Source organism: Salinicoccus sp. CNSTN-B1, assembly GCF_054792835.1.
This window is the reverse complement of record NZ_JBTWMN010000004.1, coordinates 1,739,768-1,753,162: the sequence shown is the minus strand read 5'-3', so window position 1 is coordinate 1,753,162 and position 13,395 is coordinate 1,739,768. Positions and strand designations below refer to the sequence as shown.

Annotated in this window: 15 protein-coding genes and 6 pseudogenes; 16 read left to right on the top strand and 5 right to left on the bottom strand. The window is 46.8% G+C overall.

Translation table 11 applies throughout. The features are described from left to right. Window positions 1-2: 2 nt before the first annotated feature. A complete protein-coding gene (locus ACYF68_RS10290) occupies window positions 3-458 on the top strand; it encodes a DUF420 domain-containing protein (RefSeq protein WP_461046711.1) in 456 nt (151 codons plus the stop codon). A 46-nt stretch (window positions 459-504) separates the two neighbouring features. Here ACYF68_RS10290 and ACYF68_RS10285 read toward each other — a convergent pair whose 3' ends face one another. After that, window positions 505-861 carry a YugN family protein gene (locus ACYF68_RS10285; protein WP_461046709.1) on the bottom strand — a complete coding sequence of 119 codons (357 nt, stop codon included), beginning with the start codon at window positions 859-861 and terminating at the stop codon, window positions 505-507. 144 nt (window positions 862-1,005) lie between these two features. Here ACYF68_RS10285 and ACYF68_RS10280 point away from each other — a divergent pair, with 144 nt between their 5' ends. Then, window positions 1,006-1,449 carry a YlbF/YmcA family competence regulator gene (locus ACYF68_RS10280; RefSeq protein ID WP_461046707.1) on the top strand — a complete coding sequence of 148 codons (444 nt, stop codon included), beginning with the start codon at window positions 1,006-1,008 and terminating at the stop codon, window positions 1,447-1,449. Between the two features lie 43 nt (window positions 1,450-1,492). On the opposite strand, the pseudogene ACYF68_RS10275 reads toward ACYF68_RS10280, so the two are convergent. Beyond that, window positions 1,493-2,414 (bottom strand): annotated as a pseudogene (locus ACYF68_RS10275) (glycerophosphodiester phosphodiesterase). 86 nt (window positions 2,415-2,500) lie between these two features. Here ACYF68_RS10275 and ACYF68_RS10270 point away from each other — a divergent pair. Beyond that, a complete protein-coding gene (locus tag ACYF68_RS10270) occupies window positions 2,501-2,764 on the top strand; it encodes a DUF2129 domain-containing protein (protein ID WP_461046705.1) in 264 nt (87 codons plus the stop codon). A gap of 4 nt (window positions 2,765-2,768) precedes the next feature. On the opposite strand, the gene ACYF68_RS10265 is transcribed toward ACYF68_RS10270, so the two are convergent. Next, window positions 2,769-3,143: a DUF7147 family protein gene (locus tag ACYF68_RS10265; RefSeq protein WP_461046703.1), complete on the bottom strand. Its 375-nt coding sequence runs from the start codon at window positions 3,141-3,143 to the stop codon at window positions 2,769-2,771. A 57-nt stretch (window positions 3,144-3,200) separates the two neighbouring features. Here ACYF68_RS10265 and rsmD point away from each other — a divergent pair, with 57 nt between their 5' ends. Together rsmD and coaD are read left to right on the top strand one after the other, a co-directional pair. Next, the gene (gene rsmD / locus ACYF68_RS10260) at window positions 3,201-3,746 is read left to right on the top strand and encodes a 16S rRNA (guanine(966)-N(2))-methyltransferase RsmD (protein WP_461046701.1); all 546 of its coding nucleotides are present in this window, start codon (window positions 3,201-3,203) and stop codon (window positions 3,744-3,746) included. Continuing rightward, window positions 3,743-4,228 (top strand): pantetheine-phosphate adenylyltransferase, encoded by a 486-nt coding sequence (gene coaD, locus ACYF68_RS10255; RefSeq protein WP_461046699.1) that lies wholly within the window; start codon window positions 3,743-3,745, stop codon window positions 4,226-4,228. The genes rsmD and coaD overlap by 4 nt, the downstream gene beginning before the upstream one ends. Here the strand turns inward: coaD and ACYF68_RS10250 are convergent. Then, a pseudogene (locus ACYF68_RS10250) lies at window positions 4,215-5,350 on the bottom strand (nucleotidyltransferase). The gene coaD and the pseudogene ACYF68_RS10250 sit on opposite strands and share 14 nt — an antisense overlap. A 134-nt stretch (window positions 5,351-5,484) precedes the next feature. Here ACYF68_RS10250 and ACYF68_RS10245 point away from each other — a divergent pair. Further along, the gene (locus tag ACYF68_RS10245) at window positions 5,485-6,000 is read left to right on the top strand and encodes a YceD family protein (protein WP_461046697.1); all 516 of its coding nucleotides are present in this window, start codon (window positions 5,485-5,487) and stop codon (window positions 5,998-6,000) included. A 2-nt stretch (window positions 6,001-6,002) separates the two neighbouring features. Then, on the top strand, window positions 6,003-6,176 hold the full coding sequence (gene rpmF, locus ACYF68_RS10240) for a 50S ribosomal protein L32 (RefSeq protein WP_380571732.1): 174 nt from the start codon (window positions 6,003-6,005) through the stop codon (window positions 6,174-6,176). Window positions 6,177-6,240: 64 nt separating this feature from the next. On the opposite strand, the gene ACYF68_RS10235 is transcribed toward rpmF, so the two are convergent. Beyond that, window positions 6,241-6,705, bottom strand: a complete 465-nt coding sequence (locus ACYF68_RS10235) for an N-acetyltransferase (RefSeq protein ID WP_461046695.1) — start codon at window positions 6,703-6,705, stop codon at window positions 6,241-6,243. Between the two features lie 114 nt (window positions 6,706-6,819). On the opposite strand from ACYF68_RS10235, the gene bshC (ACYF68_RS10230) reads away from it, so the two are divergent. The 9 genes and pseudogenes from bshC (ACYF68_RS10230) to mraY all read left to right on the top strand — a co-directional run bounded on the left by bshC (ACYF68_RS10230) (window position 6,820) and on the right by mraY (window position 13,394). Beyond that, entirely contained in the window at window positions 6,820-7,368 is a 549-nt protein-coding gene (bshC, locus tag ACYF68_RS10230; RefSeq protein ID WP_461046693.1) for a bacillithiol biosynthesis protein BshC, read from the top strand. Next, the gene (gene bshC, locus ACYF68_RS10225) at window positions 7,368-8,405 is read left to right on the top strand and encodes a bacillithiol biosynthesis protein BshC (RefSeq protein ID WP_461046691.1); all 1,038 of its coding nucleotides are present in this window, start codon (window positions 7,368-7,370) and stop codon (window positions 8,403-8,405) included. Before bshC (ACYF68_RS10230) ends, bshC (ACYF68_RS10225) begins: the two co-directional genes overlap by 1 nt. A 132-nt stretch (window positions 8,406-8,537) precedes the next feature. Beyond that, window positions 8,538-8,966, top strand: a pseudogene (gene mraZ / locus ACYF68_RS10220) (division/cell wall cluster transcriptional repressor MraZ). Window positions 8,967-8,977: 11 nt separating this feature from the next. Continuing rightward, window positions 8,978-9,905: pseudogene (gene rsmH / locus ACYF68_RS10215) on the top strand (16S rRNA (cytosine(1402)-N(4))-methyltransferase RsmH). Between the two features lie 11 nt (window positions 9,906-9,916). Then, window positions 9,917-10,138 carry a hypothetical protein gene (locus ACYF68_RS10210; protein WP_461046689.1) on the top strand — a complete coding sequence of 74 codons (222 nt, stop codon included), beginning with the start codon at window positions 9,917-9,919 and terminating at the stop codon, window positions 10,136-10,138. Between the two features lie 137 nt (window positions 10,139-10,275). Further along, window positions 10,276-10,938, top strand: a pseudogene (locus ACYF68_RS10205) (penicillin-binding protein 2); the annotation flags it as partial. A 248-nt stretch (window positions 10,939-11,186) separates the two neighbouring features. Next, window positions 11,187-11,986: pseudogene (locus tag ACYF68_RS10200) on the top strand (penicillin-binding transpeptidase domain-containing protein). Continuing rightward, entirely contained in the window at window positions 11,986-12,420 is a 435-nt protein-coding gene (locus ACYF68_RS10195; RefSeq protein ID WP_461046687.1) for a PASTA domain-containing protein, read from the top strand. The pseudogene ACYF68_RS10200 and the gene ACYF68_RS10195 overlap by 1 nt, the downstream one beginning before the upstream one ends. Before the next feature lie 11 nt (window positions 12,421-12,431). Further along, window positions 12,432-13,394, top strand: a complete 963-nt coding sequence (gene mraY / locus ACYF68_RS10190) for a phospho-N-acetylmuramoyl-pentapeptide-transferase (protein WP_461046685.1) — start codon at window positions 12,432-12,434, stop codon at window positions 13,392-13,394. The last annotated feature ends 1 nt before the right edge of the window (window position 13,395 follow it).

Here is a 13,395-nt window from a genome sequence, read left to right as displayed (position 1 = left end):
TTGTGCACATATTACCTACATTAAGCACATTCTTCATCATCTTAAGTGCCATCTTCATGGCTATTGGGATAAGCAGAGTCAAAAAAGGTGAAGTGGAGGCCCACCAGAAGATGATGACATTGGCAGCTACAAGCGCATTGCTGTTTTTCATCATCTACGCTTCAAGGACGGCCTTCATAGGGAATACGGCCTTTGGCGGTCCTGAAGCGCTGGTGCCCTATTATACAGCTTTTCTCATCTTCCATATTACCTTGGCGACAGCTGGTGGTCTGCTAGGTGGGATACAAGTCTACTTAGGTTACAAAAACAAATTGTCGAAGCATAGGAAGCTAGCTCCATGGGCATCGATCATCTGGTTTGCAACGGCCATCACCGGCACCATGGTCTACATTCTGCTGTACGTCATGTATCCGGGTGGAGAAACGACTTCACTGATCAAGGCAATTCTGCAGGGATAATAAAAAGACTGGAAGCATTGAATAATGCTTCCAGTCTTTTGTCTTTTTAGATGAGGTTTTTCAGTTCATCAGCAATTGTACGGATCTTTTTGACAGCGTGGTCGACCAGTCGTTCAGGGAAGTGTTCGTCGCTTCCGTACTCAACACCCGTAGGGTAGTAGTGTTTACCCATATATGGGTCCATGAGCTGGAGGACAGCGTTTCTTGCACCAACATCACCTTCCACGGCATATCCAGGTATGCGGAGATAGTAGATGCCTTCAGGCACTTCATACTTATAGTCGAAAGTCATGTGTTCATAATCCCATGACCCTCCAAGCACTAGACCGTTCTTGTTCATTACATTCTGTAAGATATCCTGAGACACGATCATCGTCTCAAGAGTAGAATTTTCAAAAACCATGAATTTTCCTCCCTAAACATTTTTACCATTAATCTAATTTTAATCTATTCCAAGTATAGTTGCAAATGGTATTTATACAGACCCTGAAAATTGGTGGCGGCCCATAGCGCCATTATGATACTATGGACGGGAGGTGTTCAATATATGACGACAGATATAGAAATGGAAGTAATGGATCGTATAGACCATTTGAAAGTGATGGTCCGCGAGACCGATATATATAAATATTATTGCCGATACAGTAGATTGCTTGAAGAAGATGCCGAAGTTGCTGGACTCATTTCAGAATTCAATAGAATGAAAGTGGATTTCGAGGAAGTCAGCCGCTTCGGTAAATATCATCCTGATTTCAGTGCAAAGCGCCGGGAGCTCAACAATTTCAAAAAAACACTTGATATGCACCCGGTAGTGATGGAATATAGACGGGCAGAGTTCCAACTGCAGGAAATGCTGGATGAAGTGCTTTTCCATATCAGTTCCAGCATCAGTGATCATGTTAACGTGGTCAGCAGCAACCCGTTCTTTTCGATGTCCAATGAATCGGGATGTGCAACAGGTGGCAGTTGTGGCTGCCAGACAGCAGGCTAGAATAAAAATAAGGGTTCCCCGCTTCGGGGGAACCCTTATTTAATCAGTAACACTGTTTCAGAAGGTGGCTGCTGATGTCCGGGTAGTCGGTGACGATTGTGTGGGCACCTTTTTGAATCAGCTCATCCATCTGGTCCATTTCGTTTATGACCCAGTAGCCGACTGCGACATTCAAGCTTTGGAGATACTCGATGAACCCCTCTTTATCAAGCGGGATATTGTTGTGTTTTGCCGGTATCTGCAGTGTATCGGCTTTCGGATTGAATAAGTGGCCGAAGCCGCTTGAATAGGCCAGGTAGGCATTGCGTACTTGCTCTTCGCCGGCGCCAAGTGCGATATCTTCGCCTGAATAGAGGGCGAAACGATCGATCTGGTCATCATAGAAGCTCGTGATGAGTACTCTGTCGCTGGCATCTGATTCATCAATCAGGCGGTAGAGCAGGCTTGGTATCAGACTGCCCTCATAAGTGTTCGGATCATCTTTGATGTCTAAGTTGATGAGCATATCGGGATATTTCTTGATGAGTTCCCTAAGTGTCATGATTTTGGCTTCATCGCTGCCCCTATAAGGATGGCTGCCTTCAGCATCTCTGAAATGGTAGCCGAAATCGAGTTCCTTCAGTTCGTCCAGAAGTCAGCTCACTGATACGACCAGCACCATTCGACGTACGGTCTACATAGGCATCGTGGAAGACGACAATTTCTTCATCCTTGGTCATGCGAATATCGATTTCAAACCCGTCCACACCAAACTCAGCAGATTTGTCGAATGCTGCAGCTGTGTGTTCCGGCGCAAGGCCCATACCGCCACGGTGCGCGAGGATATAAGGCGAGCGATGTCTGAAGTATGGCTTGATGTCGCGGATTTCCTGTTCGGATGTCAACTTTGTCCCGATCCACAGGCCACCGACTGCTCCGCCGGCTAATCCAATTGTTGTCAAAAGGCTTTTTGTACATTTCTTCATGATTACTGCCTCCAGTTATAGTTTCATTTAAAACTTCTCATTTACATGGTATCATAACTTTATAAAATTTTATAAGGTGGGGTAATATGCTTGAGAAACGCATCGGCATATATATTTATTTTAAACAAAATAAGTTCATCCGACAATTGAAACGGCACGGCCACCTGATATATGTAAATAAAGATAAGAAGTATCTACTTCTCTATATATACGAATCAGAGCTTGACCAAACCATTCAGACATTGAACAGCCTGAAATATGTCGATGATGTCCTCGTATCGGAATATCCGCACATCCAAAGGGAGTACAACGCTGAAAACTATGAACCTAAGGATTACCGCGTCATCTGATATATCAGGTGAGCGGCGGTATCAGGTTGTTCAATCTCAAGACGCCGGTGATATATTGGAAAAACTGCTCTTTATCGTGGAAGTCCTCCGGATCGCGCGTCTTGAATTCGATGATGGGCAAGTCATGTGCCGTACACCATTCGGATATCATTTGATACTTCTTGCCGGAACCCTCTTTATATGGAACGCCCTGATAGATGGTGTATAGGGCCTGGAAATTTCCACGGACAGGCTTCATCACTAGAACGAATGTAGCAGGCCGCGCATCCGCATGAAGAAATATGCCTTTATCAATCCGGTGATGGTTATGTTCTATGATGGCTTCGAGTTCAAATACATCTCCGTAGCCTTCTCCAAGTACAATGAATTTTTGCATCATTAATCAGCTCCCGACTCCATTTTAAATGAAGGATCGAGGGAAAGAAAGGAATCACCTATGAGAATAATCAGCGGCAAATATAAATCAAAGACCATTGCGACCTTGAAATCGCATGATACACGGCCTACGTCAGACAAGGTGAGGGAGAACGTCTTCAATATCCTCGGTCCGGTAGAGGGGAGGGTGCTCGATCTGTTTGCAGGAAGCGGGGCGCTCGGCATCGAAGCGTTGAGCCGTGGTGCTTCCTCCGCCATGTTTATAGACGGGGCGGGCGATGCAGTCAGGATGGTGAAGCAAAATACTGACGAGCTGGATGAAGAGGTGGAGATCTACCGGAACGATTACCGGCGCGCCCTGAAAGCGATGGCGAAACGCGATCGACAGTTCGATCTCATTTTCCTTGACCCGCCTTATCATAAAGGAATGGCTGAGGAGGCGCTCAAGTACATACAGAATCTTAAACTGTTGGATGCAGGAGGGCGTATAGTGGTCGAGACACATAAGGATGAGAAATATGCAGAAGAAGGCTACACGAGCATCAGGGAAGCAGTATATGGTACGATCCGAATCAATATCCTGAAGAAAGAAGGAGAACAATCATGAAAAGAATTGCAGTATGCCCAGGAAGTTTCGATCCAATCACATACGGTCATATAGATATCATCGAAAGGGCGAGTCGGATATTTGATGTGGTCTATGTTTCCGTCCTGAAGAACGCTTCTAAGGAAGGGCTATTTACACCACAAGAGCGTGTGGAGCTCATCAACGAGGTGACGAAGGGTCTGCCGAATGTTGAAGTGCGCATCTTCAACGGGCTGTTGATCGATTTCTGTGAGGAAGTGGGGGCCCAAGCGATTGTCCGGGGCCTGCGTGCCGTGAGTGATTTTGAATATGAAATGCAGCTGACCTCCATGAACAGAAAATTGAACAGCACGATTGAAACAATCTACATGATGACCAACAACAACTATTCGTTCATATCATCCTCAATGGTCAAGGAAGTCGCAAAGTACGGTGGCAAAATAGAAGATGTAGTGCCGCCGCAGGTGGAGTCGGCACTGCGGGGGAAATTCAATCCGCAATGATGACCGGTGTGTTATAGTCGTTGCGCTTTGAGCCACTGAAAATATTATGGACATCAGTCGCTGTTATCTCATCTTGTATGTGATGGCGGTTGGTGCTGTTTACATTGGTGATGATTTCGAGATCTTGGGATAGTGTCTTCAGATAGGCTTGACCACGCTTGTTCATGGCGAGGACCCTTACAGCCTGCGGCAAGGAATACGCCTCCATCTTTGTACTGGTCAGGTTGAAGAGGATGTAGAGCATCAGCCGGTTGAGGCGTGTGCGTGTGTATCGTTTCGTTTTGACGTCATCTAGGAATGATTCGTAAGTCGAATGTCTCCTTATCCTGGAAATCAGCCTATGTTCGAGGCCTTCAGTCATCGTGTAGATTCTGCCCAATTCTTCCGGTGTGCTCCTGTGGATCAGGAGTTTCAAGGAAGGGAACAGGACTTCATTGGTGAGTGGGCCGTCTTTATGGATCTCCTGTGCAAGTGGGGCGGGCATGAAACGTGATGCACCTTCTAGATTACCTTCCCAAAGGGCATTCCTCAGGCTGGTCGCGCTGGAGAAACGCCGCTCGGACAGGGCAGGGTCATTATAGTCATTGCCGATCCTCTTGATTGTATGGGGCGTTATATCCGGTTGCAGCTTTTTCAGGGCTTTCAAGTAGGACAAGCCGAGAATATCATTGGCCCCTTTAAACACGTCCGTCTGCAGTGCTGCAGAGAGGGCTCTTGGATAGCTGTAGCCTTTCTTCTGCAACGTCCGCATGGATGAACGGATGTCTGCGTCCTCCATCAGCGATTGCAGTCTCGACAATTCGGCAATATCACCGGATTCACTCCCAAAGACGATATTGTCGCTTTTCAGCAGTTTCGCAATGTGGACGCCGCCCAACGCAAAATCATCTGCAAAGCTGACAGCGTTGATGAACGGCAGCTCGACCACAAGATCGACGTGCCTGATGGCAGCTTTCGCCCTTTTGAATTTATCCGTCACTGCAATTTCACCACGTTGCGTGAAATTCCCGACATGATGGCAATGGTGACATCGGCTCCGGTCAGACGCTTCGATGCTTCAATATGGTGGATATGTCCATTATGAAAGGGATTGTACTCTGTAATCAAAGATGTGATAATCATAATAGTGCTCCTTTCCATTCGATTCCATTGTATCAGAAATGGGGCAGAATCATTAGTGATGTTAAGAAAATAACTTGACAGAGTACTGTTAGAAAGGTACAATATTTTTTGTGCTCATAAGAGGTGAAAACTATATGAGATGGTCATTGACGCAACTGAAAAAGTTCAATCAGGATTCAATCGCTGTAAACGAAAAGGTCCAGTTTAAAGAGATGACGGATCGTAAAGATGTCACTTCAGTGGACGAAGTGTCCATCGAAGGCGTCCTTCATGTCCGTAATCGCCAGATCATGGCTGATTTAACCATAGAGACGGTGGTCAATATGCTGGACAGCCGCACAAGCGAAGATATCCAAGTGCCGCTTCATATCGAAGCGGAGGAGATTTTCGATGAAGATGCGGAAGAGGCGGATGATCTCGCTGAAAATGTTCATCCAGTGACCCACACTTTAGATCTGGAACCGGTCATCAAGGAACTCATCATCGTCAACATACCTTTTGTCATCACCAAAAGCGATGAACCGCTGAGTGGTGGTAAACAATGGTCTGTGACCGATGAAGAATCGTTGGAAAATGAGCGGACGAGCGTGGATCCAAGACTATCAAAGCTAAAATCACTGTTGGACGACAGTGATAATAAGGAGGAATAGAAATGGCGGTACCAAAGAGAAGAACCTCGATTACGCGTAAAAGAAAACGTCGTACCCACCTGAAGCTTTCTGTGCCAGGTATGGTAGAATGCCCAAACTGTGGAGAAATGAAGCTTTCCCACCGTGTATGTAAAGAATGCGGCAGCTATAAAGGTGAAGAAGTTACAGCTAAATAATTGGTGTAGAAAAAGACGCTGGCAATTTTGCCAGCGTCTTTTTCATGGGCTTATGAGTTTGCCGCTATTGGAGATGGAAGCCCTCCGGATACCAGATCAGGGGGTCTTCCGCCATATCCCTCTCGATATCATACTTCAGCGTTTCGAAGCCATGCGCTTCGAAGAAGCCGCGTGAATTTTGGCGGCTGATGGCTTTGATCGGCATGCCGTAGTCTTTGGCGAAGTCGATGAGCTTGCTGCCGTAGCCGCGGCCTCTATATTTCTCGAGCACTTCCAGCTTCCATATCACCATATAATCATGCGGCGGATCGAATATGGGTTGATGATCATCTTCTTTTCGGTAAAGGCACATGCGCGCAGCCAGCGTGTCGCCTACGTAGATGCCGAAGAATGGCGAGTCTGTATTGGCATCCATGATATTGCCTTCCAGCTCTTTTTTCATCTGCAGTTCCTGCGCACCATACTCACGGAATTTCTTGAATTCTTCTACTGTCTTATAGTTGATTGCCAGATGCTTCACTTCTGTCATTTTGCATTCTCTCCTTTTCTTTAGTATAGTACATTTCTTTGAAACCGTTCAATTGTTTTATATCTTCATAATATTTATAATCAAGTTAGCATTAGAGTGAGAAGGGGTCTAATTATGGAAATTGAATGTTTGAATTACACACAGGACGATTTTACACACCGGTTCGCCGGTAGGGACGGGCAGACGCTGTCCTTCTATCAAAACTTGACTTATGATGAAAAAAGTATAAAAAAAGTGATGGATAGACCAAGTCATCCGCATACAGGCAAGCTTGCCGATATCATGGCCGAAGGTATGGCGCCCTATGGTCTGAGCGACAAGCAGGAAGATAACCTTAAACGTCTCCGGGAAGGCGCCAGGGTCATCGTCGGTGGACAGCAGGCGGGCCTTTTCATGGGTCCCAGCATGATCATGCATAAAATGCTCACTTTGCTTGTGCTGGTTGAAGAAGTGAAGAAAAACTACAACTACCAGGCAGTGCCCGTCTTCTGGATAGCAGGTGAGGACCATGATTTTGAAGAAGTGAACCATACGCATATCTATGATCGTACCCATAGACGCCGGCGCAAGATTTCCTATAAACCGAATCTGACGGTGCCGATGAGTCTGGGATTCTACAGATATGACCAGAAGTGCAATGAAAGACACTTCTGGATCGTATAGTGGAGGAGTGCGGAGATTCAGGTTACCTGAAAGAGAAAAAGTCAGAGATAGAAGCGATGATTGAACAAAATGAGTATTGGACTGAACTGTTCCACGCGCTCGTCCATGATGTCTTCGCGGATGCAGGATTGTTGATTTTCAACTCCCATGATGAAGCGGTGAGGAAGCTTGAAGCACCGATGTTCAAAAAGATGATAGAAAATCATGAAGCCATCGATGCAGCATTCAGGCAGGGGCAGCAGGAATTCATTGAAGCGCATGACCTATCCCCAACAATCGACACTGAAACGAATGTGCATCTATTCTCCGGCTCACGGACGACGCGTACTTTATTAGACCAGCAGGGCGGCAGCTACCTGACTGATAAGGGTACGCTATCCAAGGATGCGTTACTTGAATATCTTGAGCAGGATCCTGCCTCATTCAGCAATAATGTCGTAACAAGACCGCTTATGCAGGAAATGCTATTCAACACCCTCATATTTGCAGGGGGCGGCGCAGAAGTGAAGTATTGGGGCGAGCTCCACAAAGTGTTTGAAGTGATGGATATCAACATGCCGATCGTACTAAAGAGAATGGAGATCATCCATGAGGACATGAGGCTCAACAAACTTCTCGATAAATACGGATTGGAGGTTTCAGAGAATCTCGCAGCAGATGCCGAAGCTAAAAAGCAGAACCTGATCGAGTCCGCAACAGATACCACTTTCCTCGACGAAGTGGACAGCATAGCCGATCATCTGGATACGGATTACAGCCGCTTGAAGGATAAGGAGGGCCGTGAAGCCCACCGTGATCTGATTGAGGCCAATCTGAAGGTGCACAAGAAACAATTGAGTTACCTGAAACGGCGGTACCAACTTGAAGTGAAACGTACTTTGCGCAAGGAATTGAATGATCTGGAAGAAATATCAGAAAGGCTGATGCCGGGCGGATCGCTGCAGGAACGCATCTATCATCCGTGGATGTTTCCGATCGATCTCGAAGTGGGGCGCCTCGCCTATACGACGCAGCTTACAATCATCAAAGGCATCTAGAATATTGGACGGTCTTCATTTTTATGAGGACCGTCTTTTTTATTGTGTCAAATTAATTGGAGTGGAAAGCACATTATTTGTGGTACATAGTGGGGAGATGTGGTAAATTATTTGTATAGGCGAGGTGATCAGATGTTCATGGGAGAGTTCAAGCATCAGCTTGATGCTAAAGGACGCTTGATAGTGCCAAGTAAATTCAGGGACGAACTCGCAGGACATTTCATCATCACCCGAGGCCTTGATCAGTGTCTATTTGGCTACCCTCTCGATGAGTGGGCCCAGATGGAACAAAAAATGAGTACTTTGCCGCTTACCAGGAAAGACGCAGAAAATTCATGAGGATGTTTTTTTGGGCGCTGCCGAAGTGGAAGTGGACAAGCAGGGGAGAATCAATATCCCCGCTAACTTGAGGGAATATGCTGGATTGAAAAAGAATGCACCGTCATCGGTGTTGCCCATAGGATTGAAATTTGGGATACGGATAAATGGACATCATTTTATGATGATTCAGAAGCCCATTATGAGGATATCGCAGAAGAATTGATTGATTTTGACTTATAGGATGTGAGGGTATGTTCAAACATGACACCGTTCTATTGAAAGAGACAGTGGATGGGTTGAATATACGCCCTGACGGCACATATATCGACGCCACTTTGGGTGGCGGAGGCCATAGTGCCTATCTCTTGGAACAATTGACCACGGGTCATCTATATGCTTTTGACCAGGACTCCTGGGCAATAGAGAACGCACAGGAAAGATTTAGAGGAAACGACAATATTACACTTATCCATTCCAATTTTGAGAATTTGAAAGCGGAACTGGCGAAATTCGACGTCAATGGAGTCGATGGCATAATGTATGACCTCGGCGTTTCAAGTCCGCAGCTTGATGTAACTGAACGGGGATTCAGCCACTCCAGGGAAGCGCGACTCGATATGCGCATGAACCAGGATCAGTCGCTTGATGCCTATGAAATCGTAAATACATATTCCTACAGCCAGTTGGTAAGCCTCTTCTTCAGATACGGAGAAGAAAAATTTTCGAAAAAGATAGCTAGGGAGATAGAACGCACCAGGACTGAGGCGCCTATCGAGACCACTACACAATTGACTGAAATCATCAAATCCCAGATCCCCATAAATTCAGACGAACAGGGGGCATCCAGCCAAGCGGATATTCCAGGCACTCAGAATAGCGGTGAATGATGAGCTTGGGGTATTTGAAAGGTCACTCGAAGCGGCGATCGACCTCCTTAATAAGGATGGGAGGGTATCCGTCATCACATTCCATTCCCTGGAAGACAGAATCTGCAAACAGATGTTCATGGAATATGAAGCAGGGCCCGAACTGCCGCGTAATATGCCCGTCATCCCGGAAGCCTACGAACCTGTATTGAAACGGGTGAACAAGAAGCCAATCACTGCAGACGATGAAGCGGTGCTCGATAACCCGCGTGCGCGCAGTGCAAAATTGAGAATTGCTGAGAAGCAGAAATAGGGAGTGATAACATGGCAGTAGAACATTATCAGCAACCCCTGTCCCAGCCCGGCAGCCATAGGGAGCAACAGCCTGCTACTAAAAGAAAGCGACGCGTCGTCGGCCTTGGAAAAATCGAGACGCTTACCTATCTCGTTCTTTTTGTTCTGATCGCAACTGTTGCGATATACGTCTTATCACTAAAGATGGAGGCCCATACCGTCCAGGACGCAGATTACCCAAATCGAAAGTGAAACGGCAATCAAGGAAGGCGAAATAAGTGAGTTGAAGACGGAGGTCACAGATCTCTCGTCCTACGATAGGATTTATGAAAAAGCAAATGAACTTGGACTTGACCTGGATAATGGAAATGTAAAGGTTGCTGAGAAGTATGGCAAGAATTAGAATCAAGCTACGAAATACAACAAAAACACTATCTGTTGGCGCGCTCCTAATCTACCTGGGTATAGGAGTGCTTTTTGTTTGTATATTTTGGCAGTTCAGCTATTTGATGATAGGCAAATCCCTGGATGATGAAGATCTGGTCGCCCACGGCGAGGAGAAATTCTCACGCACCTCACAGATAGAAGCGGCGCGCGGGCGCATATTGGATCGTGACGGCAACGTTCTGGCGAGCGATATGGAGGCGTATCGCATTGCCCTGATTACGGACTCCAGCTACTCGAACCACGTCAGCGATCCTGAAGCTGCTGCAGAGAAGATTGCAGAAGTCATCGATATGGATGAAGATGAGATCGAAAAACGCATCAAAGAAGGTATAGAGGAAGAGCGTTTCCAGATTGAGCTTGGCAAAGAAGGACGCGAATTATCCTATAACGATAAAAAGACCCTCGAAGAGGCTGAGATTCCCGGCATCGTCTTCATCGCCGAAACGAAGCGGTTCTATCCGAATGGCGATTTCGCCTCACACCTCATCGGCTATGCTGAAAAGAATCAGGATACTGGTGAGTTCGAGGGATCGCTTGGGATTGAACGGGCGTACGATGAGAAGCTGAAGGGTCAGGACGGCGGACTCGACTACCTCAAGGACCTATGGGGGTATATCGTACCGGGGACTGACAGCGTTGCCGAAGCGAAGAATGGCTCGGATGTCCAACTGACGATCGATTCGAACATTCAGATGTATCTTGAGGATTCCCTCGATACGATGGAAGAACATTTTGAGCCTGAGGAGACTTTTGCGGTCGTGGCAGATGCCAAGACTGGAGCAATTCTCGCAAGTGGCCAGAGACCGTCATTCAACCCGAGGACCCGGAAGGGTTTGGAGAGAGCTGGCTCAACATGCTCTATCAACATTCATTTGAACCCGGTTCGACCTTTAAGGTGTTCGGTCTGGCGGCAGCGATTGATTCTGGAGTCTATGACCCGAATGCAGTATATGAATCCGGATCATATGATGTCGACGGCCATACAATCTACGATTGGGAGCCCGAGGGCTGGGCGATATCACTTATAATGAAGGGATGCAGTACTCCTCAAACGCCTTGATGATGATCCTCCAGGAAAAAGTGGGGGAAGATAAGATGCTCGAATACTACAAGGATTTCGGCTTTGGGCAAGTGACAGGCTCAGAATTCCCGAATGAACAATCAGGAACCTTGGCATGGGATGCTGAACTGCAGAGGAAAACGACCTCTTTCGGGCAGACCTCTACTGTGACACCGATACAGATGATCCAAGGCATGACGGCGATACTCAATGGCGGCAAAATGAAGAAGCCATACATCGTCGAATCCATCACTGATAGTGAGAGCGGTGAAGTGATCGAGGAGAATGACGAAACTGTCGTGCGCCAGGTGATATCGGAAGAAGCGGCAGATAGGACACAGGATGAAATCAATACATTCGTCGGAGGGTCGATGGAACGTAATCCGCAATACCTTCTCGAAGATTATGAAGTCGCAGGGAAGTCAGGCACCGCCCAGGTCATCGATCCGGATGGGGGTGGTTATCTGAAGGGTGATTATCAATTCCTGACGTCCTTCATCGGGTATGCACAGAAGACGACCCTGAAGTCATCGTCTACTATGGCGTCAAGCTTGCCAGCAAAAATAAATCGGATACATGGGATATTGGTGTAATGCCCGGCTTCAATCCGCTTATGGAGCGGACCTTGAAATATCTGACGGTCGGCGAAGAAGATGGGGAATCGCCTGAACCAGTAAAGATAGAAGATTACACCGGCAAGATGATCTCCGATGTGCCCGCAGCGGCAAATGATTCTATACAGACGATCATATTGGGAGAGGGCGAAGAAGTAGTGGACCACTACCCAAAAAATGATAAACTGTTACCGTATGAAACATTTTTCATCAAAACTGATGGACAGCTGAAGATGCCTGATTTGACGGGGCTTTCAAAGAGGGAAGTCATCATGTTCGGAGATTTTGCCGGAATGGATGTAACCGTAGAAGGTGAAGGGTATGTCAATGGACAATCGATCGACCCGGGCATCGTTTTAGAGGATGGACAGGAATTAAAAGTCACCCTGTCGTCCAACGACCCTGAAGACTAGAGGAGGATATCATGGATTATTTATTTTTAATATCCGCTTTTATATTGACGGCGGTACTCGTTCCCGTAACGATACCGTTGCTTAAGCGGATGAAATTCGGACAGTCGATACGTAAGGAAGGGCCAGAGAGCCATCAGGTCAAAACGGGCACCCCGACCATGGGTGGCCTTACATATCTAATTCCGGTAATCATATTATCGTTGATTGCGCTTCTATTTGTGGATGACACATACAAGATGCTGGTCATGATCATCGTGACCATCGGATTTGGGCTCATCGGATTTATAGATGACTACATCATTGTCGTAAAAAAGGACAACCGGGGCCTATCTTCAAAACAGAAGTTCCTTGCACAGATTGTGCTATCGGTGATTGTCTATTTCATTATGACCCAGGCTATTCCGGATATAGAAACAGCCTTGCGCATTCCAGGAACAGATTGGACACTGCCCCTTGGCGTGCTGTTCGTCGTATGGATTGTGTTCTGGCAAGTTGGATTTTCAAATGCGGTCAATCTAACAGATGGCCTCGACGGATTGGCGACAGGCCTCTCAATCATTGCATTCTCAAGTTTCCTGGCTATAGCGTGGGTACGGGAGGAGACGACGCTCGTCATCTTCCTGATGATACTGATCGGCGGATTGCTTGGTTTCCTTCTATACAATAAATATCCGGCAAGGCTGTTCATGGGGGACACTGGTTCGCTCGCCCTCGGGGGCATCATTGCGACAGTATCCATCGTACTTAATGAAAGTCTGTTGTTGCTGCTCATTGGAATCATGTTCGTCATCGAAACTGCTTCTGTGATGATGCAGGTGGCATCTTTTAAATTGACCGGGAAAAGAATTTTTAAAATGACGCCTATCCACCATCATTTCGAACTCAGTGGCTGGAATGAATGGAAGATCGTCATCGTATTCTGGACGATTGGTGCTGTTGCAGGCATCATCGGCGTCCTGCTGGGGGTGGCCTAGA